Raw genomic sequence first — 23,974 nt, 5'->3', positions numbered from 1 at the left:
CCCACTGCCACTTTCACCAACGATAGCCACGATTTCCCCTTTATTAACATGAAATGAAACATCCCGAACCGCCTTAACTTCACCGCCATATGTTTTGAAATTCACGCCTAGATTTCTAACTTCCAATAAACGGGTCATACAAACACCTACCAGTTCACTCTATTTTCAACTCTATTTATTCTTTGGACATTATTTACGTGCTCTAGGGTCCAAGGCATCTTGCAATCCATCACCGAATGCATTGAAGGCAAACATTGTAAGGGAAATCATCAACCCTGGGAAAAACAGGCGCCACCATTGCCCACTTAAAATAACGCCCAATGCGTCATTTGCCATTGTTCCCCAACTAGCGATCGGTGCTTGTACGCCTAAGCCGATAAAACTTAAGAAAGACTCTGCGAATATAGCTGAAGGGATCGTAAATGTAAGGTTGACAATAATAATCCCCATTGTGTTTGGCAATAAATGACGAGTGATGATTTTGGATGTACTCGTTCCTAGTTTTTCTGCTGCCTTAATATACTCTTGTGATTTCAATTGCAATATTTGACCACGTACGATTCGTGCCATGCCAACCCAGCCAGTTACAGAAAGCGCGATAATAATTGTCGTAATCCCTGGCTCCATAACAACCATCAACAAGATAACGAGGAGCAAGTAAGGTATGCCGTATAGAATCTCTACCAATCTCATAAGCAACCCATCAATACGGTCACCTCTTTTACCTCTACCAGCCATGTAACCAGAAATGCCTCCAACGATTAAACCAAGAATCAAGTCGATGAGAGCAGCCGCAAAGCCAATCGTTAAGGAAACCCTAGCCCCTAACCATGTTCTCACCCACACATCCCGACCGAGATCATCCGTTCCAAACCAATGTTCTTTGGACGGTTCAACATTCGCATTCAGTAAGTTCTGTTCGGATCCGGAGTATGGTGCCATCATGGGTCCTACAATTGCCAATGACACGATCAGCAAAAGTAACGTCAAACCTAAAAGTGCCAACTTATTCTTTACTATATTGATGACTGTTTCCTTCCAAACGCTTAAACTTGGGCGGAAAACGTTTTCATTATCATATTGATCAAGATCAACGGCGCGAAATAATTCTTGTTCTGCTTGTTTATTCATCATGTCATCCTTCCTTACTTGTAAGCTTGATTCTCGGGTCAATGAAGCGATATGACACATCTATCAAGAACAAAATGACAACTAATAGTACGCTGTAAAATACCGTCGTTCCCATGATAACGGGGTAGTCACGATTGAAAATGCTGTCGACAAAATATCTTCCTATTCCTGGAATCGCAAATATCTTTTCAATTACAAAGGTCCCGGTAATTAAGGAAACAAACAGTGGCCCAATGAATGTTATTACTGGAAGTATGGCGTTTCGAATACCATGCTCAAAGACAATTTTATATGTAGATAATCCTTTGGCATCTGCTGTTTTCATATAGTTTTGATTCAAAACATCTAACATACTCGAGCGAGTATAACGTGCCACCACAGCAAGTGGAGTCGTTGATAGTGCAAGCGCCGGAAGTATAGCATGCTTCCAGCTTCCCCATGACGCAACTGGTAGAAGATGCAAATCCACCGCAAAAATCTTGATGAGAAGTGGAGCCAAAAGGAAGTTCGGAATCGAAATACCAATAATCGCTATAATCATAGACATATAATCAATCACCTTATTATGATTAATGGCAGCCACTACCCCTAGCAATATTCCGAAAAAGAGCGCTATTGCCATTGCCAAAAGGCCGACTGTTGCAGATGCAGCCATGCCTGAACCAATGATTTGATTCACTGAGCGTGTATCAGAAACTATTGAAGTTCCTAAATCTAACGTAATTAGATCTTTCATGTACAGGATGTACTGAACAGGAACCGGCTTGTCTAAGTTATAAGCCGCCCGTAAATTTTCTAGCACTTCTTCTGGAAAAACATCCGCATCAGAAGCAAACGGATCTCCTGGAATAAACTTCATCACGATAAAAGTCAGGGTCGCTATAATCCAGATCGTTAATAACATTCCTATTAGACGTTTAACAATGTACAAACACAGCACCTTCTTTCAAAAGATAAACACAGTATCTTGAACTTATTAGTAATTATTAAGGTTATTTTCCTTAAACATTCCGTTAATTACTAATATTATCACAGCTTTTTTATAAAGTCTTCAGTTTTTTTGATTTATTTCAATGAAATTTCGCCTCTCGAAGTTTCAGAATGATCAGTCCAATTTATCGAATTTTTTGAAAACCACTACATTCAATTCCTTCAAGTATTCCTATATACGAAGCTAAACCGATTCCCATCACTTCTTCATCGATGTCAAACTTTTCATGATGATGGCCTGCAGCAAGCGTAGTTCCGAAAATCATATACGAAGCAAGACCGCCTTGTTCAATTACTTTATTCATCATATATGTGGCATCTTCAGACCCGATCGGAAAGGGTGCGCGATCCAAAACTTTGTCGACACCTTTTACATTCCTTAAAGAGTCATGTATGTAGGTTTTTAATTGCTCGCTCGAACAACTTGTCTTTGCTGCCCCGACAATATCAATTTCATAATCGACTTCGTACATTTCCGCGGCTCCTCTAATAATTTTGGTAGCCTTCGTCATCATGTACTCATTGATTTCCGTCGTTTCTCCACGTGTTTCCACTTCCATTGCAGCTGTTGATGGGATAATGTTTCTTCCCGATCCCGAATGCAACTTTCCTACATTTATTTGTGATTGCCCTCTGCTATGTCTAGGAATACCATGAAGATTCAGAGTAGCGGAAGACGCAGCCAGTAATGCGTTTCTCCCTTCTTCCGGAGATCCGCCTGCATGTGATGCTTTACCGTTGAAAACTACATTGAATTTTGTCGTAGCAAGAAAATTATTAATGCCGCTGACAACCGTTCCAAGATCGACACCAATACCAACATGAGATGTTAGGAAAATATCAATATCGTCCACGACACCCGCCGCAACCATTGACTTCGCACCACGAACCCCTTCTTCAGCAGGCTGGAAAATCAATTTATAAGTCCCAGCCAATTCATCTCGATGATCCGAAATATATTTTGCCACTGCCAAGCCGATTGACATATGAGCATCATGGCCACAAGCGTGCATCACACCTTCATGAATGGAAGCGTATCCATTTGCAACAGGGAGATGGCTCGAATCGGAGCTTTCCTGGATGTTAAGGGCATCCATGTCAAACCGGATACCAATAACAGGTCCAGGCCGCTTCGCATGGATTGTTCCAACAATACCGGTATATCCTCCAGCAAAGAAGCGCATCCATTTTTCATCCGCACCTTCTGCAAGCGCAAGCGCTTCATGTTCAGATATTATTTTCGATGAAGGCACGCCCATACGATAGTCGGAATTGATGACTTCCTTCCCTGCTTGAATGGTAAAGCCAAATGCTTCAAGTCTATTCGCTATATTGGATGCCGATCTGAATTCCAACCAACCAGGTTCCGCATATTTATGAAAATCGCGGCGCCATTTTACCATCATAGGTATTACATCACTTACGAATGCAGAAGTTTTATGTTCAGTCATACTACAACCCACTTTCTGAATATCAGTGACTATTAAAGGAAATTATCCATTATCATTCCGTTAATGATAATTCTGATTTACTAAATTGTCAATACACTCAATCAAATAAAAAAATACTAACATCGGCAACAATCAATGAATATCGATTGTTAGCGGATATTAGTAACGTAGTCAGTTGAAACCTATTATTCATCTTCCATGAACTGCAATTCATAAACCTTCCGAGGTCTTCCTCGTTGTCCCGATTGTTCTTCACCAACAACTTTGGCTAACTCAACACTTTCTAATTCCGTCAAAATCCTTCTCGCATTACGCTCAGTGCTATTCAACCACAAAGCAAGCTCTTTTGAGGTAAGCTGCGTTTTCTTGTAATGAAGAGCCATCGATTGAATCCTATCAACTGTTGCAGGACTAATAGTAGCCTCTCTCAACATTTCATTCCACTCTTCGCTCAACATCCGGTTTTTATACGATAGCGGCTTTTCATCTCCGCCATATTCTGTAACCTTTTTATTCTCATCCATAATGACAATACTTTGTTCCTTCTTTGCCCTCGCGTATTGTGTCGCTAAACGAGCATTCTGCTCCGCCTCCAATGAGGTGGCACCATATCCCAAACCAATACGGATATGCAATTTACTCTGCAAATCAGTCCTCTCGATCAGTTTAAAAAGAGAGTCTTCATTCAATTGGAGCTCAACCTCTCCTCTGGTCGTATAGATAAAATAACGTCCATCCCCGATTTCCACAAACGATCCATTAATCCGTTCGGAATAATTCAGCAGTAATTTTTTCAGTTCCAATTCCTGATATTTTATTTTATAGGAGTACTGCCCTTCCCAATCCGATTGAAAGATTTCAACTCCAAGAATTGCAATTTGCGCTTTTCGATACCATTGGGATACGCCTCTTTGCTTCAAATACTGGATAATCAACCGGACCGCAATAATATCCGGGGCTACCCGGTAGCATGGAATTCCCAGTTCCTTCAATGTGTTATACACCGTCTTCACACATGTGACTGCTACCTCCACTTTTCCTTCACGGTATAACTTCAGATGAAAATCAATAATATCCTGTATCGGCAAATACCCGCTATATGGAAACGTATGAAGCTCCATTGACATGTTAGATCCCTTAATTTCGACTTCAGTCTCCTGTACTGTATCGAGACTGATGCTTTTGAAAACTTTCTTCTCCTGTAACTGCGCCTCCAAAAGCGTCTTATAAATACTATTACTGTTCAAAGGTGCAAAACTGCCTTCTTCTTCTCGAATCAAGTCATTTGTAACGGCATAGTAATAGGGAGCTTGCCCAGAAAAAAACCATTGGTCCACAAATCTCCTGTTTTCCAATATAATTTTTTCCGTCTCTTCCATCTCTTCATACGGAAAAGGCAGAAGTGTGATTTCATCAAATTCCATCACTGCTTTTTTTACAATCTCAATCGAGTCATAAGGCCCAATAACACCTAAACGAATCTTCAATCCAATCAATCCTCCAGGCCGCTAGATGACTAGTCATTATTTTCATACCTTAAGTGCAATGTTCTTTTACGTGTTCTTATCTTACAGATGCAAGACTTGTGCTTCTCACCAACATTCGAAGCCCTAGGAAAATTGCCCATGCATCGTTTTCTCCATCAAAAAAGAAACGTATCGGCTTTTCAATAGGCAGCAAAACCAAAGTTCTTTCATCACTAGCTCGAAGTTCATAGGTCTTACCTGAAACAGTTGCCGTTATCGTTTGATGTTCCAAAGAGATGTCAACTTCGGTTCCCTCTCCCGATCGGTATGTGCCGACCATGCGCTGGAGCTGTTTCGGATTTATGTCATAGTACTGCTCTGTACTTCGCTTTTGAACAATCGGCAGATCCAGCGCGGTATTAATGGCTGCAAGCCAAATGGCATTTGCACTTACATCACTCCTATTTGTTAAGACGGCTGCTACAATTCCTCGCTCAGGAATGAAGCCGAAGTTGGACGATACACCCGGTTGGCCCCCACCATGTTCGACTACAGTCACACCGGAATAATGAGGAGTCGTTTGTAGACCATATCCATAAAAGCTATTGCCACTTATGCGATGAACAGGTTCTGCCATTTTTGAAAGATATGATTGCCCGATTAATTCCTTTTCAAGCGCGCCGACAAATACGTTTCCATACTGAAGCAAATCAGTCACCGTGGATCGAATGCCACCGCCGACTGCATAGTTCCCTAAAGTTGGCCACTCACACGCTACTACTTTTCCGTCTTCTAAAATATAGGGCATCGTTACATTTTCAAAGTTATGTAATTCCCGAAGACTGTAAGTTGTTCGATTCATCTTCAAAGGGTCCAATAGCAGCTTATGAATAAAATCCTGATAATTTTCTCCAGTTACCTTTTCAATAATCGCGCCGAGAAGCAGAAACATATCATTGTTATAGCAAATATACTCCCCAGGTTTCCCCAAGCAGGTTCGTTCGATTTCATTTATATAGCAAAGATGTTCTTCAAATCCATTTAATTGTTCCATCCTTTTCATCGTCGCAATTCCTGATGTGTGGGATAGAAGATGATGGATCTTGATATCTTCAATATTGTCATAACCACTCAATCGAAAATTGGGAAGATACACAGTAACCGCATCATCCAGCTGTAACTTTCCTTCCTCCACCAGCTTCATAATAGCAAGCGCAGTGAATGATTTTGTAACCGAGGCGATCCCAAAAATCGTTTCTGCCGTGACAGGCTCATTGGTTTCTACATCACTTTTCCCAAAGCCTTTTTTGTAAATAATCTTCCCATTTTCAGAAAGCGCGACCGCTACACCCGGTATTTGCTCGGTTTCCATAAGCTCTTCAACGAATGCTTCAAATTTTCCCCATTGGCTCAATTACATTCATCCTTTCCAGTGTTGAATTTTTCTGATTTCCGTACTTTGAATTAATTCTATCATGCTCACCACTAATTGCACGAATATTTTTAAAAACATTTAACTAGGTATTTTTAAGGGGTGATGGACATTGTCTTGGTGCCTGTGCATCACGTATTTATGGTAATTCATCGTTCGGTATGAATATTCAATGAAAATCTAACCAATAACGACTAGGTCGGATTTTCCATTTCAACAATATACAGTTGTAGTGAATAAACTGAGTAGTGCTCTGCACAGGCACGAGACAGACACTAGCAAAACGAATTTCAAGCATCCTAAATTTCATATTGTACAATTGTATACAATATGATATTGTTTATCGTGTAATTAGAAATTTTCTATCAATACAACTAGGAGGAGAATGGATATGGGTTTTAAGCGTAGGGGTATTTTCTTAAGTATGTTGCTTGTTTTAATGCTTGCATTGGTCGGTTGTGGTTCTAATGAAAACGGTTCCAAGGCCGTGGCATCGAAAAAAGAGGATGAAAAGTGGCCACATCGAAATACGACATTAATTTTGCCATTTGATGCTGGCGGCAGTTTGGATAGCATGATGCGTGTGATTGCAAAGTCGCTTGAGAAGGAATTGGATACGAAGATTACAATTGACAACCGGCCTGGAGCAGCGACACAAGTGGGGACAACGATATTTGTGAATTCGAAAGACGATGGTTCTGTCCTGTTCGGTGGAACACAGTTGTATTTGAGCGCAAGTATTTTACTACAAGATGCGGGCTATGATATCGACGATTTTTCAATGGTGAATATTGAACAGTTCGATCCGGTTACGATTACTGTTCCAAAAGATTCACAGTTTCAAACGTTCGGCGATTTGATTGAATATGCGAGCGACAATCCAGGGAAATTGAGTTACTCGACAGTTCACGGCGGGCCGCTCCACCTAACAGGCGTCTTACTAGAGGACAAGCTTGGCATCCAGTTGAATCCTGTCTTTTATGACGGCGGCGGTGAAATGCGTAATGCGCTATTGGGTAATCATGTTGACTTTATGATTGGAAATGCCTTAGGTGATAATGCAATTGCGGATAATGTCCGGGTCTTGGCGGTTGCTTCTGACGAAGTAATGGATTTATGGCCAGATGCAGAGCCGATCAATGAAGCATTGAAACCTTACAATGTAGAAGTGCCAAAAGTGGGGTCTGTCCGTTTCTTGGCGACACATAGTTCATTAAAAGAAAAGCATCCGGAATTATTCGACCAACTTTCCAAAGCATATCAAACTGTTTATGAAAGTGTTGAGTACCAACAATTCATTAAGGATATTAACGCGGAAGCTGTCAGTGAATACCGTGGACCTGAGGAAAGTGACGAACTTAACCAATCCTTGCATAGTCTTTTAAATGATTATAAGGACGTTCTGAACAACAATTAAGAACAGGGTTGAAGGGATGGTAACCTGTCCCTTCAGCACGCACTAGGGGGTGCAAGTTTTGCAAAAAACATTTTCGAATGGTCCTTTCATTCACCGAATCATCGTCGCGACATCAATTCTTATACTAGCTGTTATCTATTTCTTTGATGTGAAAGATTTAAAGAATCCGCACGATCGGTTATTGATCAGCCCTGTATTCTGGATTATGGTCATCCTTTATCCGATCATTATTTGGCAGGAGATCCGCGAAGCTAAGAAAACTATTCACGATTCGGAAGAAGTTGAAGGAGACGGCGATTCTTATAGACTTACGAAAAAAGTTGGGTTCTTTATGATATCCGTCATGATATACCTAATTTTATTGAATTACATTGGTTTTATCATTTCAACGATCCTATTTCTTCCAGCACTTATGTGGATTCTGGGTACGAAATCTAGGTTGTTTCCCATTATCTTTTCAATTATCGCTACTGGATTGCTTTACCTATTTTTCGATATTTTATTGGGTATCCCATTGCCAATAGGCATCCTAATTGAGGGGGTTCTATAAATGATAGATTGGAATACATTGCTTGAAGGTATCTCCTTATTTATGAGTTGGTCCAACTTCCTTCTCATTATCGTCGGATTGGCATTCGGGGTCACTTTAGGTGCAATCCCCGGGTTGACAGGTTCTTTAGGAATAGCCTTAATGCTTCCACTGACTTTTACAATGGACCCGTTACCTGCTTTCGTCTTTCTGATTTCCATTTATACGGGTGGACTATTTGGAGGAGCCATTACAGCTATCCTTATTAATACACCTGGATCTCCGGCAGCGGTTGCTACTACGCTAGATGGGTACGCAATGACGAAAAGAGGATTATCCGGAAAAGCTTTGGGGCTTGCAATTGGTGCCTCTTCTACCGGTGGGTTAATTGGAGCCATTGTGCTACTGATCATTATTCAACCACTTGCATCTTTTGCATTGAAATTTGGTCCAACAGAGATGTTTATCATTGCGGTCTTTGGTCTAACTATCATTTCGTCTATCCAAGAAGGAGGCTTTATCAAATCAATCTATGGTGGATTATTCGGTATATTGCTAGGCACTGTTGGAATGACGAGTACGGGTGCAATGCGTGGTACATTCGGCAATGTTCAGCTACTTGACGGTATTCCGATGATCCCTGCATTAATAGGCTTATTTGCCGTGTCTGAGCTTTTTGTTTTAGCGGATAAGAAATATGTATCAAATAAGCAAGAAGGGGTTATTGAGCAAAGTTATTCATCTCAGATTCTGTCGGGAATTAAAAGAGTATATAAGTATCCATTCAACCTTCTTCGTTCAGGTTCCATCGGAGTCTTCATCGGTGCTTTGCCTGCGGCGGGATCAACAATTGCAAGCCTTGTCAGTTATAACGAAGCAAAAAGATTCTCGAAAAAGAAGGCGGAATTCGGAAAAGGCAGTGAAGAAGGACTCGTCGCTGCGGAATCCGCAAACAATGCGTCCGAAGGCGGCGCATTAGCTACGATGCTCGTTCTCGGAATCCCCGGAAGCGCTTCAACAGCGATGTTGTTAGGTGCAATCATTATGCAAGGATGGGTTCCTGGACCGCGATTGTTCATTGACAATAGTGAAGTACTCTATGGCATCATTTTCTCTGTCGTGATTCAAGTTATCTTGTTGCTCGTCGTTGGAGCAATTATCGCGATGCTTGCAGGAAAAATTATTAACATTCCAAACAACATATTAGTGCCCATCATCATCACTTTTGCTTTGATTGGATCATTTGCGGTACGAAATATGATTTTTGACGCATTCTTAGTATTCATCTTCGGGTTAATTGGGTGGTATTTACGAAAAAATAAATATCCAATTATTGCAGTTGTCCTCGGTTTAATTTTAGGGCCAATTGCGGACAAGGAACTTCTACGAAGTGTGCAATTGCATGGAGAGAATACAATGCTGGCATTTATTGAGCGTCCAGTAAGTTTGATTTTAATTATCATCACAATTATTGGAGTACTGACACCAATTTTAATGGAACGATACGGAAAGAAAAAACAGCAAACTAACTAAATTGGGATGATCTATGCATGTCAATATTTTGGGATTCGTTACTGTTCATTCTACTATCATATATCGGTGGAAGAATTGGTCTGCGGCTGAAGCTCCCGGCCGGCGCTTTACTTGGTGCTATGCTTTTCGTTGGAGGGTTCAAGATACTAGGAACGGTCGAATTAAACGACGTGTCCCCCCTCCTTCGGATAGCGACCCAGATTGCCCTTGGAACGATGATTGGCTTACATTTTAAGAAAGATATTTTGAATCTGCCAATCAAAAGACTTGCCGCTTTCCTGATCGTTGGTATTGGTAGCATACTTACAGCATTGCTAGTGAATATAGTTTTCCATTACTTCGGCATAACGACTTTTATTACCGGCCTCATAGCAGTTGCGCCAGGCGGGTTGGCGGAGATGATCACGCTATCGGATTCTGTACAAAGTGATACACAGATTGTTGTAATCGTCCATTTGATTCGCTTCCTTATTATTATGCTGTCTTTCAAAAGCCTGTTGAAATGGAGTGTAAGTAAAAAGCAGGGACTTGAATTATGAAGATGAAACCCTTTCTACTTATCGCAATCGCCTCCATCGGCGCATTGATCGGATATATTCTTAAACTTCCTATCGGTATTCTCATCGGAAGTTTTCTGGCCATTGCAATTGCGCAAATCCTTGGCATGGGTGCCGCTCCCCTATCCAAAAATAAAAAACAAAGTGTGCAAATGGTGATTGGCGGTTTTGTTGGACTGAAAATGAACCATGAGCAATTCCCCTATTTGCTGGATTTACTTATTCCCGGCATCCTTGCTGCAGTTGCACATTTATTGACGGCCTTTTTATTTGCATTACTGCTATCGAAGTATTTTCAAATTGATTGGATTACCGCAATTTGCGGTAGTATTCCTGCTGGTATGAGCGAGGCATCTACAATCGCAGATGAGTTTGGAGCAGATACACAGACTGTTATGCTAATACATTTGTTCAGGGTCTCATTGCTAGTCACGATATTGCCAACGATTATTACATTACTATTATAAAAATGAGGTGTGTGAATGAGTCAATTTACAATTCCTTGCGTTGTTTACCGAGGCGGAACAAGTCGTGGGTTATTTTTTCATGAAAAAAATCTTCCTCATAACGAAGAAATAAGAAAAAGAATCTTTCTCAAGAGTGTAGGATCAGAAGATGTGTCCCATGTTGATGGATTAGGCGGAGGAACCTCCCATACTAGCAAAGTGGTCATTATTGATAAAAGCGATAGACCAGGCATCGATATATTGTATACCTTTGTACAATTAGGGATAGGTACTGATACGGTCGATTATGAAGGGACTTGCGGCAACTTGATGGCGGCTGTAGGTGCGTTTGCTGTGGATGAGGAACTTGTTCACGTAGACCCCTCTGCATCAGAGATCGTCATTACAGCATGGAGCACGAATGTCCATAAAAAAATCCGGATCAATGTCCCTCTTGAGAATGGACTGGCTAAAGTGAACGGTGATTTCCACATTTCCGGTATCAAGTCTAGCGGATCAAAATACAAAGTGGACATTATCGACCCTGGCGGCGGAAAAACAGGCGAAACATTACCTCTGGGTAAAATCGGGACAGAAAGCGTGAATGGGATTTCTTTTCGTTATTCCTTTCTTGATATTGTAAACCCTTTCGTCTTCGTAACAGCGGAAGACTTTTCATTAAACGGATCTGAGAGCAATGATGAGGTAACGCGCAGCGGCTCTGTTTTACCATCATTGGAACTAATCCGTGAACTTGTGGCAGTGAAATCCAAACTAGCCCCTTCAGTTGAGCTCGCGAGAACAACTTATACTGCAATCCCCAAAATTGCTTACGTTGCCCCGCCACAGGATTATATGACATCCAATGGAAAACTGATCAGAAGAGAAGAAATTGATATTATTGCACGAATGATCTCCATGAATAAAATGCATCGGACATTTGCGGTTAGCGGGTTATTCAACTTGGCAGCCGCATGCTTACTAAAAGGAACAATTCCTTACGAAGCGAGTACATTGGACAAGAACATTAATGAAGGGATTGTACGTATTGGCCATCCTGAAGGGATAGCTGAAATACATGTGCGCAAAAAGACTTGCTCGGACTTGGTTGAAACGGTTGGCCTTGAAAGAACAGTGAGAAGATTGATGGACGGAAGAATTTTCGTCCCCAACTAAATAGTCCAATAACAACGACGAGATACACTATGGAGGAGAAAAATTATGAGTTGGTTGGTACGGGAAAAAAGACAACACCCTATTACGGAATTAAGAACATTACTAGAAAGAGACAATGGAATTATAAAAGTTCCGGGTGCCCACGACGCCTTGGCAGCTTTATTAGCCCAGAAAGCCGGTTTTGAGACGATTTATTTATCCGGAGCCGCTTTGACAGCCAGTCTCGGGATGCCAGACTTAGGAATCATAACATTGACAGAATTGACAAACCGTACACGTGAAATTGTCCGCGCGACAGGGATGCCAATGTTGGTGGATGTGGATACAGGGTACGGCAGTGTGTTAAGTGTAACGCGTACTGTTTACGAAATGGTTGAGGCCGGTGCAGCTGCCATTCAAATCGAGGATCAGGATTTGCCGAAAAAATGCGGCCACCTGAATGGTAAGAAACTCGTACCAACTGAGGAAATGGTGCAGAAAATAAAAGCAGCGCGAAAAGCGGATAACGATTTGGTTATCGTAGCAAGAACGGATGCCAAAGGTGTAGAAGGTATGGATTCAGCAATAGAAAGAGCTAAGCGGTATTTTGAGGCTGGAGCGGATATCATTTTTCCTGAAGCAATGACAACCGAAGAGGAATTCATTCAATTCTATAACGAAACCAAATTGCCGTTGCTCGCCAATATGACGGAATTTGGTCGCACTCCGATGATCACAGCCGACCAATTTGAAGAAATGGGTTACAAAATGGTCATCTATCCTGTTACATCTCTGCGCGTCGCTGCAAAAGCGATTGAGTCTTTGTATGAAGGCATTTATGAGAAAGGGACACAAGCCGATTTTTTGTCTAAAATGCAAACGAGGAAAGAATTATATGATACGATATTGTATAATAGGTACGAGGAATTAGATGAGAGCATTTCCAAAACCATCTTGGATGATTTATACAAGTGATAATTACGAATCTCATAGCAAATTTAGAAGGCAGGTGACAGTTGGTTGGCTATGGATGTGAAGAGGAGTAGAAACTCGACGATTGATACGGTTTACGAAAAGATAAAAGAAAAGATTTTAGAAATGGAGTATGGACCTAACCTGCATCTCGTGGAAGAAACACTTTCCGCCGATTTGAATGTCAGCAGGACTCCATTGCGCCAAGCCCTTTACCGTCTGGAACTGGAAGGCATCGTCGTCAAAAAAACGACTGGAAGAATCCACGTCGCCCCCCTTTCAATCAAAGAGGCAGAAGACACCTTCCTTGTACGTGAAATGATGGAAGGGCTGATCGCGCGGCTGGCTACGATCAATATTACCAAAGATCCATCAAGAACAGAAATCATACAACGGCTACAAGATATCATGCTCCTTATGAGACATGCTGCCGAAAATCATCGGCAAGTGGATGTCGTCAGATACGGCAATGAATTCCATAATATATTGGAGCTACATAGCGACAATCGAACTGCCGTATATACACTATTCCAAATCAAAAGCAGAATCGCTAGATATCGCCGAATTGGTGCGTACAAAGATCCGAAATACCCATCGATCACACCTGTCGAAGAGCACGAAGCGATATTGAAACATATCTCAGAAGGAAATGAAATTGCTGCCGAAGAGAGTATGAGGCATCATATTCAACGGAGTTTACAAAGTACGATTAAAGCGCTATCCTATTTAGGTGAAAGTGGTCTTGAGTAATTTTGCCGCAATCCGGAATCCGTATACTTTGAGCAGCCCGTAGTAAAAAATACCAACCTCCTTAGCAATATGAACTTGCTGAGGAGGTTTTTATAGTAGAGTCCATCGCTTGATTTTGTAAATACCGCTTCTACAATAATCCCAACAGTCCCTGTCGTTAACAAATAGGATACAAGTCACTAACGGATCTGTCAAAGATATCCACAGTTCTGTTTAATCATAAGAAAGGCTGACTGGGAACGATTCATTTTGTTACGATTGTGATTCTTTGCGTTGCTCCTTGATTTGAATGTGTTGCGAACTACGTGCGTTGCGTTTCATTGCGCCGCTGCAGAAATTCTTCTGCAGTATAAGATTTGTAAAGCACATCTTTGATAATTGCTGTTGGCTTTCCTCGATAATCATCGAAAGACATCCCCAACCGGAGAGTTGATAAAGCGTTCTACATCATGTACTCACATCCCCTGAGACAAAAGTTTATGAGCGAGCATACGAAAATAAGAGTGTGACAATAATTTTATAATCATTGTCCTTGCTTATTAGCATTGCATCTCGCGGAAATAATATAAAATTCATCACATAAAGAAAGCCCCTAACCAATAATGAAGTGTTGATTATTGGGGAATTATTCGTCAACTACGAAGTGAATCACAAACATACCAACCAAAAAAACAGGCTAGCATGAGCACGGTTCCATACCGTCTTCACACCAGCCAATTAGCTGCGTCGTATAAATTCTAACTGTTAGACTTCACAACATTCGTCGATTCCTGTTATCTAGATTTTTATAATAACGAACCTCAAACATTGTACAACCATGTACGGACTTCTAGGGTCCATGCTTCATTCCGGGCGGCCGAGAAGCTACCATCCTTTTTGTGAATTCCTGATTTAACGTTAAACCGATTACCGAACCGGCGATGATGTATATTTCTTCCCAATAGTCATAAACCTGGACACCATTCGGAGAAGTGTCAGTTCCAGAAGCAAATTCTAGTATCCGGACCAAATCCCCCACTTCTGCATCCTGTGAAATAACTCTTTGTGATAAGCCTTTTACTGATCCCTCGATTATTTCCGGCCTTATGTTTTGGTAATTAATAAATTCTATTTGCGGTCTAGACACATTGATGCCTCCATTTCCACAAAATCTTACTGTTTATTTATCCACCACTTAACAAATTTACCGGGAACAATATCAATTCTGGTAAGTAGGTAATGACTAGTAAGATAATGATGAGAATAATAATTTGCGGCACAAGATATTTAAACATTTTAGGAACTGTTATTTTACCAATGGTGGCGGTAACAAATTCATGAAGGTTCGAAGATAAAAAAAGTCAGCCGCTGACCACCGCGGCTAACTTCATTACTGTTTCAAATACAAGTTATAGTTTATTATCACGTGGTATTACGCATAGGTAATGGTCTTCCTCCAAGTTTTTGCCCTCAATCCACCATAAACCCATGCTTAAACGGATCATTCGGATCAATAAGGATATTATTAAACCCTGAAATGAAAGCCGAACCGGTGACTTCTGTAATATAAGCTTCCTGGTCGCCTAACATGACTGTCTCAATCGCTTTTCCGTAGAATTTCCCGCCGACAAATCCTTCGCAAACCACTTCTTCGTCGATTTCAAGTTCTCCTCTTCCAACCATTCTTGACACCATTGCAGTCGTGCCTGTTCCCCCAGGAGAACGGTCCGCTTGATTTTCACTAAAGATATGGACGTTTTTATATGTTGCTCCTGGAACAGTCGGTTTCCCGTAGAACGTAACGATGTCGATATAGTCGATATATGGTTTAGTTGGATGCTGAACCTTGACGGCTTTATTGACTTCTTCCTTAATTATTTTCGCCATCGCTTTAAGCTTGGAACCATTAGAAACATGAATTGTTTCATTCAATTGATCGATATCAACCCATGCAAAGTAGTTGCCGCCAAAGCTGATGTCAACTTTAATTTCACCCAACTCTCCAGCATCTATAATAACATCCCGTTTTTCAAGAAACCCTGGTACGTTTTTGAATGTCACCGATGTTACGCGATTATTTTCCATTTTGACCCGCGGATATACAAGACCTGCCGGTGTTTCGAGAACGAGCTCGGTCACTTCCCCGGTCGGTTGGACGAGTCCTGTTTCAACAATTGCTGTTGCAACTCCAATCGTTGCATGACCGCACATATTTAAAAAGTTTGCATTGTCCATGTAGATGACGCCAAAGTCGACGCCATCCTGGAGCGGCGGCAGCAGCACAGCGCCGAACATATCTCGGTGCCCTCTCGGCTCCTGAATAAGAGCATCGCGATACCATGAGTAATGCTCCGCCATATAATCGCGCTGTTCAGCGACCGTATTTCCTTTTAATTTAAGCAATCCCCCGTTAATAATACGTGTTGGTTCCCCGTACGTGTGTGTGTCAATTGTTTGAATGACATTTGTGAAATTCATTTCCCATTCTCCTCTTTTCTTATTATGGAATAATCATCTTTGGTATATAAAGCATGACATCTGGAATGAAGATCATTCCGATTAATGCTACAAAGAACACAAGGATAAACCAGATATTGTACCGACTCACTTGGAGCATGCTTACCTGTGCGATTGCTGTCGTAATGTATAGCCCGCTTGCAACTGGAGGCGTTTGCTGTCCGATTGCCCAAACAATAATGACTACCATCGCAAATTGCAACGGATCAATTGCAGTCGCTTCGACGAGTGGCAAAAATAAGGGAACAATGACTAAAACCATGACCGTGCCATCGAAGATAAACCCTCCGATGAACAAAATTAAACTGGCAATGAGCATAAGCATTATTGGGTTGTCCGAAAACTTCAACAGCGGTTCCATCATCATTTGCCCGATACCGAGCGCTGAAAATGAGAATCCCAATATTTTCGCGGTGGCTACAATCAACATGACAAGTGCTGTATTAATGACACTTTCATTTAACGCTTGAATAAAACCTTTCCACGTCAATTGCTTGTAGATAATCCCTGCAACGATTCCGCAAATGACCGCAATGGCAGCAGATTCGGTAGGGGTTGCAAACCCTGTCAATATGCCACCCATAATTGCGACCGGGACAAGCAGCGCAGGCAGTGCACTAATAAAAGTTCTAAAGATCAACCCCCATGAAAAAGGCTCTTCTTTAAAGTCATATTTTTTCTTTGCAGAAATGATATAGACTACAATCAAAAACCCTATAGCAATCCCGATTCCAATAGGAATACCAGTTAAAAACAAGCTCGCAACTGATAACCCGGATATCGAACCATAAAGGATCATCGGGACACTTGGCGGGATAATGATGCCAAGTGATGAACCGGCAGATGTCACAGCTGCCGAAAAGCTCGGCGAGTATCCTTTTTCTTTCATGGCGGGTATCATTATTTGGCCGACTGCTGCACTTGCTCCTGCTGAAGTTCCGGTAATTGCACCAAAGAATACGGATGCGAGGACATTCACCATTCCAAGCCCACCACGGACCATTCCAATGATAGATAATGCGAAGTTGATCAGCCTATTTGAAATTCCACCATGGTTCATCAAAGACCCTGCAAGCATGAACAAGGGGATTGCCAATAAAGGAAAACTATTCGTTCCTAAATACACTTGTTGGATAATGAGTACCAGCGGAATATCTGAATACAGGATTAAAAAGAGCACTGCAGTTATCCCTAGTGAAAATGCAATCGGTACGCCTAATGCAAGTAATAACAAAATTGAAATGAGCATCAAGATGGGGAGCATTTTTCATCCTCCTCCGCCTTTTTGGATCCTATTAATTCTTTTACATGCGTGATAATTTGAATGACATAGTCAATCATCATCAGAAAGAAACTTGTCCAAATAATCCAATACGGCACCCACATCGGAATTCCAGAAACAGGCATTTTTGTCTTTCCAGCCTGCTGAATGAAATCAAATCCCCAATAACAGGTGACAACTAAAAACCAGATGACAATACATTTCGAAAGAATTGCCACTATCGTCTTCTGCTTGCCTACTAATCTGTCTTGCAGCAAATCCATTTTCAAGTGGCTTCCTTCGACCGTACATTGGTAGGCTCCGAAAAAGGTAATCCATATCATGGCCACTAATGACAATTCCTCTGGCCAAGAAAGAGGATCATTTAAAAACTTCCGGGTAAATACTTGAATTATTAAAATCGAAAACATTGAAAACATTACCGTTATATTCATATATTTAATAATATGGTGAATGGATGTTTTAATTTTTCTCATAGTATCACTACCCTTATTATTGGCTTGACGTTATTTCATCAATTATTTCCTGTGCGTCTCCACCGATCGATTTACCGACATTATCCCATACGGATTTAGTCGCTTCCCGGAACGGCTGGACATCTTCAAGTACTGTGACTTCCATGCCTTTCTCCTCAAGATCTTTCACCATTTCAGCATCTTGCTCTTTATTTAATTTCCGATTTATATCCCTACCTGCATTAGCCGCCTCTATAATAATCTTTTGCTGTTCCTCGCTTAATGCATCCCACTTGTTTTGATTAATAAATAGGGTTGCCGGGGAATAGACGTGATTGGAAATCGTCAAGTACTTTTGCACATCATAAAATGAAGAACTGCTTACTACGGACAATGGGTTTTCCTGCCCTTCGATTGTTCCTTGCTGGAGTGCTGTAAACACTTCCGACCAAGCCATAGGAAGCGGGCTTGCCCCTAGCGATTTAAATGTCTCAATTCTTACATCACTCTCCGGAACTCGAATGCGCAGCCCTTTAAAATCTTCTAGACTGTCAATCGGATGCTTGTCGTTCGTAATCTGTCTGAATCCATCTTCCCAATATGCCAAATGCACTAAATTATGTTCACTTAGTTTTTTCCCGACTCGATCACCAACCGGACCATCGAGCACTTTCCAGGCTTCTTCACGCGAACTGAATATATAGGGAAGGGAAAAGATGTCTTGGTATTGATTCAGCTGTGCCATCGGGGTTGAAGAGATACCGATATCAATTGTTCCGATTTTCGCTCCCTCTTGAATTTCCCTTCCCGAACCTGCCAAAGAACCGTTTCCGTATAGCTCAATTTTAATATCACCATTCGTTTTTTCTTCGACAATCTTTTTGAACTCCGCTGCTCCCACACCCCATGGATGAGCTTCTGGAAGCTCATAAGCAAACGTTAACGTCGTCGGTTTACCTACAGATCCTGCTTCTCCTTTACCACTTGAACAAGCGGATAAGATAAGGGTCAATACCAGCAGAAACGACAACACCCCTAGACGATTTTTTTGTTTGAACATCATGTCATTTCCTCCCCAATTTTGACTAGTCAATCGTCATTCATATCTTCCAAAACAACTTCTTCATATTCAGTAATGCCATGCAAATGTTTGCTTACAAGTGACTTCGTCAATTCCTTATCTCGTCTCATTAATGCTTCTAAAATCTCACTATGTTCATCAAGCGATCGTTGTGCCAGGTCGGAACGGGACATGAATGAAAATCGGAACGACTCAACATAATCATGCATATTATCGAGAATTGAAATGATTCTCGGTAATTGCGAAGCTTCATTGATGATTCTATGAAACTCATCATTTGTACTCATAATCCCCGGGATATCATTTCGTTCGGCAAAGAATTTCGACTGATTCACCAAATTATTCAATGTCTTCAAATCATCTTCCGATAAATTGTCCACCGCATGATAAGCAGCAACCGGTTCAAGCTGCAGTCGAATTAAATGGATTTCTCTAATACATTCATGTGTAACACCCTTTACAAGGCAATACCTTCTAGGGAAAATCTCTACAAGCCCTTCAAGCTCCAATTTGTGCAGAGCTTCTCGCACTGGTGTTCTGCTCACCCCTAACTGTTCCGCCAACTCCTTTTCATTCAATTTTTCACCAGCCTTGATTACTTTCGACAAAATCATTTTACGCAGTTCCAAGAAAGCGCTTTCTCGGATCAGAGGATTATTAATCTTTTTCATAATTCATTCTCCTTTTTCAAAGTATATAACATACTGTATCCCAGTTCAATATAAAATTTAGATAATAATGTGTTTTTACACTTATCATTCTATTGAATTTTGCAATCTAACATGAGATCGACCTTGCTGGATGGCAATCCGTAACTTGCCGAGGTATTTCAATGGAGTGATGGACAAGTTGGTGGAGGAGACGTATTTTTAAGCTATTTTTATTTTGTTAATCGCCAGTTGAGGGGTTTTATTGTCCTGGATGAATTACGAATGGGGCAGCCCCATTAGATATACCAAGTAATTGGGGACATCACCGGGTACTCAGTAGCAACGGTACAGGATACAATGCGTAAACTTGATCAATTTCAGGTCATCGAAAACTCCACTATAAAGCACCCAATAATTGGTGGGCTTAGGGGTGAGATTTACAACATTTTGCTATTCGAGGATTGGCAGCACTTTTACAATTAAAAGACTCTTGGAGGACAACCAAATGTTTAAATGGTTGTCCTCCAAGAGTAAAAATTCAGTAGCGGTTTGACGTTGTACAAAATTCAGGACTGGCCTCAGCGTTTGACGCGATATAACTTCATATGCTTAGCTCTCCCTTTCGGCACGATCTCCTTTGCTATTCATCGAAGGACATCCACACCCGGAGAGTTGATAAAGCGTTCTACATCATGTCCGGTATACGTACTCACGTCCCCTGAGACAAAATGTTTCAAAATGGCTAAGCCTGTTCCGAACTGGACCGTTTCTTCTGCGGTTTTCTTGATTAACAAGCCGTGCAATATTCCGCTAGCGAATGCATCACCTCCGCCGATCCGGTCAACGATGGCAAAACGGAAGGATTTAGTTTGAACTGTTACACCATCCATATATAGGAATCCTTGCAGCTGGTGATCGTTTGATTGGTGGACGACGCGATTCGTGCATGCAATAGCTCTCATTCCGTAACGATCAGCTGCGAGTTTAAAGAAGCCCTTCAGCTCTTCTTCGTCGAACTCTTCAGGTCCCTCCATGTCCAAACTGGCACGAAAGTCTTTGTATCCCGCAAAACAAATCGACACGTATGGCAAGACCTTTTGAAATTCAATCTTCGCTTCTTCAATTGACCATAGAGCGCTTCTGTAGTTGAAATCAAAGCTTACAGAGATATTCCGCTTCTTCGCTTCCTCGAGGGCTCTAAGAGCAATCTGCCGGACGACCGGTCCAAGAGCGAGGGTGATGCCCGTCAGATGAAACAACTGGACATTTTCCAACAGCAAGTCCCAATTGATCATCTCTTCATCTAACAACTGGATGCTAGAGCTATGCCGATCATAAATGACCTTCGCCTGTCTAAGTGAATAGCCAGATTCGTAATAATAGATGCCAAGTCTTCCATCTATTCGTTGAATAAATGAAGTATCGACTCGGTGGGCTTGTAGATGTTTCATCGCTGCATCCCCTACCGAATGGCCCGGTAAAGAAGTCAGCAGACGCACATCATGCCCGAGGTTGGATAGATTGACCATGACATTCGCTTCAGCTCCACCAAAATGTACGTTTAAACAATCGGTTTGGCTAATATGCCTGTGGTCAGGCGGCGTTAACCGCATTAAAACCTCTCCGAAAGCTACTACCCTACCCATGTCGATGACCTTCAATCTCTGTCAGGAAATTTTGGGCGTTCAGTGTAATTTGTTCCCTATTATTTTCTTTTATCGGCCTAGTGATTTCTCCACCTACCCCTACTACTGCAGCACCCGCCTCAAGCCAATCCGTAACGTTATCAATATTCACACCGCCAGTAGGCATGATCAAGACATGTGGGAGCGGCCCTTGCACAATTTTAATGAAGGACGGCTTATACTCGTCAGCAGGGAACAATTTCACGAGCGATACACCATATTGCAAGGCGTCAACGATTTCATTGATTGTCATGCAACCTGGTATGTAAGTGATTCCATACCTATTACAAAGCTTAGCAACCTTCTTATCAAACGATGGACTAACGATAAATTCCGCTCCCGCAATGATTGCTGTTCGGGCTGTTTCACTATCCAAAACAGTTCCAGCACCTACTAAAACATCTGGATGTTTTTTCTTCAATTCTAAAAGTAATTGTGTAGCATTTGGTATCGTGAATGTCACTTCTAACGATTTAATGCCTCCAGCGATACAGGCTTCGCAAATTATCTCGCTCTCTTCAACCGATTGACCGCGAATGACAACTGTTAGTTTTGAATCGATTAACTTGTTCAGTGTATGGTAGCGTTGCATGGTACTCCTCCTAAACTCCGCTATATGCTGAAAAACCCCCATCAATCGGAATGACTACGCCTGTGACAAAACTTGAAGCCCGTTCATTCAGCAACCAAATGATAGCTCCAAGTAGTTCTTCCGGTTCGCCAAAACGTCCCATTGGAGTTTGACCTATTATTTTTTCTGCCCTCTGAGACAACTCTCCGTCTTCCTTTATTAGCAAAGAATGGTTTTGTTCCGTAAGAAAAAAACCTGGTGCAATCGCGTTGACTCTTATGTTTGATTTTGAAAAATAAACGGCCAGCCACTGCGTAAAATTGCTGATGGCGGCTTTAGCGCCACTGTAAGCAGGTATTTTCGTTAATGGTGTGTAAGCATTCATTGATGAGATATTCAATATCGTGCCCTTTTGACGTTTGGCCATGCCCTGTGCAAAGACTTGAGTTGGCAGCAGTGTTCCTAAGAAATTCAAGTCAAACAGATGACCGACCGCTTCTCCGTCTAACTGAAAGAAATCCCTTTCAGTTTGTTCCACACTGAAAAATTCATCAGATGTCGTTGCCTTTGGATTATTTCCGCCTGCACCATTAATCAATATCGTACATTCACCGAGGTCTTGTTCAATCCTCATTTTCACTTCATGCAATCGATCCACATCCAAAACGTCGACAGAGTAGCCTTGAGCGTTACCACCCAAATTTCTAATATCATGAACCAAACTCTCAATCTTATCTTTGTTTCTTGCCAAAATCGCAACGCTCGCACCTAACTCTGCCAGTTTCCTGCATATGGTGCTGCCAATGACACCGCTGCCACCTGTTACTACAACAACCTCTTTCGAGAAATTACAATCTAATGTCATGATTCAACACCTTCCTCAGTATGGTGGTAAATCGTATCTAAAATCCCATTAAGATAAGTGGCCCCCAAAGCGCGGTCATATAAACCATATCCAGGTCGCCCCTTCTCACCCCATATCATCCTGCCATGATCAGGTCGAATAGGACCATCAAACGAAACTTCGACCAACTTCTTAAGGATGGCTACCATATCAAGCGAACCATCCCTTGATAAATGGGAAGTTTCCTGGAATGATTTCTCCCCTGTCCATTTAATATTTCTGGCATGGACAAAGTGTATTCTTCCTTTTGCCGCCTCAATCATTTCACATAGTTCATTGTTCCGATCAGCTCCATATGAACCTGTACAAAACGTAATGCCATTATATTTGCTGTCCACGCTGCTTATAATTTTTGCAATAGAATCCTTATTTATAACGACTCGGGGTAATCCGAAAATCGACCATGGCGGATCATCAGGATGTATCGCCATATACACTTTCTCTTCATCCGCAACCGGTATTATCTTCTCCAAAAAGTAGATCAAGTTATCGAATAGCTGTTGTTCCGGCATATCCTTATATATATCCATGATCCTTCGCAAATCGTCGATCTGATAAGATAGATCCCAACCTGGCAAAACGAGTTCTCCACTAAGCGGATCTATATTCCCCGCCACTTTTTCATCATACGCCAAAGAATTCGAGCCGTCTGACAGTGGAGCGGATAACGAGGTTCTTGTCCAATCAAATACTGGCATAAAGTTATAACAAATGCGGTTTATGCCAACAGAAGCCAAATTACGGATGGTTTGTTGGTAATTCGCAATCCAATGATCTCTCTTTGCTGCACCCATCTTAATATCTTCGTGCACTGGTACACTTTCTATAATTGCAATCTCCATGCCTTCCTTTTCAACAGCTTTTTTTAATTCCTTTATACGTTCTACAGGCCATACCTCGCCTGCGGGAATGTCGTATATAGCGGTTACGATACCTGTCATATTAGGAATTTGTTTAATGTCGGTTAGGCTGATCGGATCCCCTTCCCCGTACCACCTAAAGCTCATCTGCAAAGCCAATC

The 23,974-nt window shown here is 41.6% G+C and carries 22 protein-coding genes and 1 pseudogene; 8 read left to right on the top strand and 15 right to left on the bottom strand.

Annotation, left to right across the window (positions count from 1 at the left end):
• The 6 genes and pseudogenes from AWV70_RS23340 to AWV70_RS02710 all read right to left on the bottom strand — a co-directional run.
• Positions 1 to 138, bottom strand: a pseudogene (locus AWV70_RS23340) (peptide ABC transporter ATP-binding protein); the annotation flags it as partial.
• A 51-nt stretch (positions 139 to 189) separates the two neighbouring features.
• Positions 190 to 1,131 carry an ABC transporter permease gene (locus AWV70_RS02730; RefSeq protein ID WP_153009881.1) on the bottom strand — a complete coding sequence of 314 codons (942 nt, stop codon included), beginning with the start codon at positions 1,129 to 1,131 and terminating at the stop codon, positions 190 to 192.
• A gap of 4 nt (positions 1,132 to 1,135) precedes the next feature.
• Entirely contained in the window at positions 1,136 to 2,062 is a 927-nt protein-coding gene (locus AWV70_RS02725) for an ABC transporter permease (protein WP_060204105.1), read from the bottom strand.
• A 184-nt stretch (positions 2,063 to 2,246) separates the two neighbouring features.
• A complete protein-coding gene (locus AWV70_RS02720; RefSeq protein WP_060204103.1) occupies positions 2,247 to 3,572 on the bottom strand; it encodes an amidohydrolase in 1,326 nt (441 codons plus the stop codon).
• A gap of 185 nt (positions 3,573 to 3,757) precedes the next feature.
• Positions 3,758 to 5,059, bottom strand: coding sequence for a hypothetical protein (locus AWV70_RS02715; RefSeq protein ID WP_060204101.1), 1,302 nt, complete (start codon positions 5,057 to 5,059; stop codon positions 3,758 to 3,760).
• 76 nt (positions 5,060 to 5,135) lie between these two features.
• Positions 5,136 to 6,452, bottom strand: a complete 1,317-nt coding sequence (locus AWV70_RS02710; protein WP_235588526.1) for a serine hydrolase domain-containing protein — start codon at positions 6,450 to 6,452, stop codon at positions 5,136 to 5,138.
• Positions 6,453 to 6,861: 409 nt separating this feature from the next.
• Here AWV70_RS02710 and AWV70_RS02705 point away from each other — a divergent pair, with 409 nt between their 5' ends.
• From AWV70_RS02705 to AWV70_RS02670, 8 genes are read left to right on the top strand one after another with little or no spacing between them, the layout of a single operon-like run.
• Positions 6,862 to 7,887, top strand: a complete 1,026-nt coding sequence (locus AWV70_RS02705; RefSeq protein ID WP_060204099.1) for a tripartite tricarboxylate transporter substrate binding protein — start codon at positions 6,862 to 6,864, stop codon at positions 7,885 to 7,887.
• Between the two features lie 58 nt (positions 7,888 to 7,945).
• Positions 7,946 to 8,437, top strand: coding sequence for a tripartite tricarboxylate transporter TctB family protein (locus tag AWV70_RS02700; RefSeq protein ID WP_060204097.1), 492 nt, complete (start codon positions 7,946 to 7,948; stop codon positions 8,435 to 8,437).
• A complete protein-coding gene (locus AWV70_RS02695; protein WP_153009878.1) occupies positions 8,438 to 9,949 on the top strand; it encodes a tripartite tricarboxylate transporter permease in 1,512 nt (503 codons plus the stop codon).
• A gap of 17 nt (positions 9,950 to 9,966) precedes the next feature.
• Positions 9,967 to 10,488: an AbrB family transcriptional regulator gene (locus AWV70_RS02690; protein WP_060204095.1), complete on the top strand. Its 522-nt coding sequence runs from the start codon at positions 9,967 to 9,969 to the stop codon at positions 10,486 to 10,488.
• Positions 10,485 to 10,973, top strand: a complete 489-nt coding sequence (locus AWV70_RS02685) for an AbrB family transcriptional regulator (RefSeq protein ID WP_060204093.1) — start codon at positions 10,485 to 10,487, stop codon at positions 10,971 to 10,973. The genes AWV70_RS02690 and AWV70_RS02685 overlap by 4 nt, the downstream gene beginning before the upstream one ends.
• Positions 10,974 to 10,988: 15 nt before the next feature.
• Positions 10,989 to 12,128 carry a PrpF domain-containing protein gene (locus AWV70_RS02680; protein WP_060204091.1) on the top strand — a complete coding sequence of 380 codons (1,140 nt, stop codon included), beginning with the start codon at positions 10,989 to 10,991 and terminating at the stop codon, positions 12,126 to 12,128.
• A 45-nt stretch (positions 12,129 to 12,173) separates the two neighbouring features.
• Positions 12,174 to 13,082 carry a methylisocitrate lyase gene (gene prpB, locus AWV70_RS02675; protein WP_060204089.1) on the top strand — a complete coding sequence of 303 codons (909 nt, stop codon included), beginning with the start codon at positions 12,174 to 12,176 and terminating at the stop codon, positions 13,080 to 13,082.
• A 51-nt stretch (positions 13,083 to 13,133) separates the two neighbouring features.
• Complete coding sequence (locus AWV70_RS02670) at positions 13,134 to 13,829, top strand: GntR family transcriptional regulator (protein ID WP_082713442.1); 696 nt, start codon at positions 13,134 to 13,136, stop codon at positions 13,827 to 13,829.
• A gap of 1,449 nt (positions 13,830 to 15,278) precedes the next feature.
• Here AWV70_RS02670 and AWV70_RS02660 read toward each other — a convergent pair.
• The 9 genes from AWV70_RS02660 to uxuA form a co-directional block, all read right to left on the bottom strand.
• On the bottom strand, positions 15,279 to 16,286 hold the full coding sequence (locus AWV70_RS02660) for a proline racemase family protein (RefSeq protein WP_060204083.1): 1,008 nt from the start codon (positions 16,284 to 16,286) through the stop codon (positions 15,279 to 15,281).
• Between the two features lie 22 nt (positions 16,287 to 16,308).
• A complete protein-coding gene (locus AWV70_RS02655; RefSeq protein WP_060204081.1) occupies positions 16,309 to 17,589 on the bottom strand; it encodes a TRAP transporter large permease in 1,281 nt (426 codons plus the stop codon).
• Complete coding sequence (locus AWV70_RS02650) at positions 17,574 to 18,083, bottom strand: TRAP transporter small permease (RefSeq protein ID WP_060204079.1); 510 nt, start codon at positions 18,081 to 18,083, stop codon at positions 17,574 to 17,576. Before AWV70_RS02650 ends, AWV70_RS02655 begins: the two co-directional genes overlap by 16 nt.
• 16 nt (positions 18,084 to 18,099) lie before the next feature.
• Entirely contained in the window at positions 18,100 to 19,125 is a 1,026-nt protein-coding gene (locus AWV70_RS02645) for a TRAP transporter substrate-binding protein (RefSeq protein ID WP_060204077.1), read from the bottom strand.
• 26 nt (positions 19,126 to 19,151) lie between these two features.
• Positions 19,152 to 19,814 (bottom strand): GntR family transcriptional regulator, encoded by a 663-nt coding sequence (locus AWV70_RS02640; protein WP_060204075.1) that lies wholly within the window; start codon positions 19,812 to 19,814, stop codon positions 19,152 to 19,154.
• A 623-nt stretch (positions 19,815 to 20,437) separates the two neighbouring features.
• Positions 20,438 to 21,439 carry a sugar kinase gene (locus AWV70_RS02635; RefSeq protein ID WP_082713438.1) on the bottom strand — a complete coding sequence of 334 codons (1,002 nt, stop codon included), beginning with the start codon at positions 21,437 to 21,439 and terminating at the stop codon, positions 20,438 to 20,440.
• A complete protein-coding gene (locus tag AWV70_RS02630; RefSeq protein WP_060204071.1) occupies positions 21,432 to 22,070 on the bottom strand; it encodes a bifunctional 2-keto-4-hydroxyglutarate aldolase/2-keto-3-deoxy-6-phosphogluconate aldolase in 639 nt (212 codons plus the stop codon). Before AWV70_RS02630 ends, AWV70_RS02635 begins: the two co-directional genes overlap by 8 nt.
• A gap of 10 nt (positions 22,071 to 22,080) precedes the next feature.
• Positions 22,081 to 22,914 (bottom strand): SDR family oxidoreductase, encoded by an 834-nt coding sequence (locus AWV70_RS02625; protein ID WP_060204068.1) that lies wholly within the window; start codon positions 22,912 to 22,914, stop codon positions 22,081 to 22,083.
• Positions 22,911 to 23,966 carry a mannonate dehydratase gene (gene uxuA / locus AWV70_RS02620; RefSeq protein ID WP_060204066.1) on the bottom strand — a complete coding sequence of 352 codons (1,056 nt, stop codon included), beginning with the start codon at positions 23,964 to 23,966 and terminating at the stop codon, positions 22,911 to 22,913. The genes AWV70_RS02625 and uxuA overlap by 4 nt, the downstream gene beginning before the upstream one ends.
• Positions 23,967 to 23,974 lie beyond the last annotated feature (8 nt).

Source organism: Sporosarcina koreensis, from assembly GCF_001531445.1.
GTDB classification, from domain to species: domain Bacteria; phylum Bacillota; class Bacilli; order Bacillales_A; family Planococcaceae; genus Sporosarcina; species Sporosarcina koreensis_C.
Note: the sequence above shows the minus strand (reverse complement) of the source record. Positions and strands in the feature narration are given on the sequence as shown.

What these genes read in the sequence shown, in the direction of transcription:
- AWV70_RS02640 (WP_060204075.1), bottom strand. Translation starts at nt 19,814, where the DNA reads ATGAAAAAGATTAATAATCCTCTGATCCGAGAAAGCGCTTTCTTGGAA.
- AWV70_RS02680 (WP_060204091.1), top strand. Translation starts at nt 10,989, where the DNA reads ATGAGTCAATTTACAATTCCTTGCGTTGTTTACCGAGGCGGAACAAGT.
- AWV70_RS02660 (WP_060204083.1), bottom strand. Translation starts at nt 16,286, where the DNA reads ATGAATTTCACAAATGTCATTCAAACAATTGACACACACACGTACGGG.
- AWV70_RS02645 (WP_060204077.1), bottom strand. Translation starts at nt 19,125, where the DNA reads ATGATGTTCAAACAAAAAAATCGTCTAGGGGTGTTGTCGTTTCTGCTG.
- AWV70_RS02650 (WP_060204079.1), bottom strand. Translation starts at nt 18,083, where the DNA reads ATGAGAAAAATTAAAACATCCATTCACCATATTATTAAATATATGAAT.
- AWV70_RS02685 (WP_060204093.1), top strand. Translation starts at nt 10,485, where the DNA reads ATGAAGATGAAACCCTTTCTACTTATCGCAATCGCCTCCATCGGCGCA.
- AWV70_RS02655 (WP_060204081.1), bottom strand. Translation starts at nt 17,589, where the DNA reads ATGCTCCCCATCTTGATGCTCATTTCAATTTTGTTATTACTTGCATTA.
- AWV70_RS02705 (WP_060204099.1), top strand. Translation starts at nt 6,862, where the DNA reads ATGGGTTTTAAGCGTAGGGGTATTTTCTTAAGTATGTTGCTTGTTTTA.
- AWV70_RS02720 (WP_060204103.1), bottom strand. Translation starts at nt 3,572, where the DNA reads ATGACTGAACATAAAACTTCTGCATTCGTAAGTGATGTAATACCTATG.
- AWV70_RS02695 (WP_153009878.1), top strand. Translation starts at nt 8,438, where the DNA reads ATGATAGATTGGAATACATTGCTTGAAGGTATCTCCTTATTTATGAGT.
- AWV70_RS02730 (WP_153009881.1), bottom strand. Translation starts at nt 1,131, where the DNA reads ATGAATAAACAAGCAGAACAAGAATTATTTCGCGCCGTTGATCTTGAT.
- AWV70_RS02670 (WP_082713442.1), top strand. Translation starts at nt 13,134, where the DNA reads ATGGATGTGAAGAGGAGTAGAAACTCGACGATTGATACGGTTTACGAA.
- AWV70_RS02625 (WP_060204068.1), bottom strand. Translation starts at nt 22,914, where the DNA reads ATGACATTAGATTGTAATTTCTCGAAAGAGGTTGTTGTAGTAACAGGT.
- prpB (WP_060204089.1), top strand. Translation starts at nt 12,174, where the DNA reads ATGAGTTGGTTGGTACGGGAAAAAAGACAACACCCTATTACGGAATTA.
- AWV70_RS02630 (WP_060204071.1), bottom strand. Translation starts at nt 22,070, where the DNA reads ATGCAACGCTACCATACACTGAACAAGTTAATCGATTCAAAACTAACA.
- AWV70_RS02635 (WP_082713438.1), bottom strand. Translation starts at nt 21,439, where the DNA reads ATGGGTAGGGTAGTAGCTTTCGGAGAGGTTTTAATGCGGTTAACGCCG.
- AWV70_RS02690 (WP_060204095.1), top strand. Translation starts at nt 9,967, where the DNA reads ATGTCAATATTTTGGGATTCGTTACTGTTCATTCTACTATCATATATC.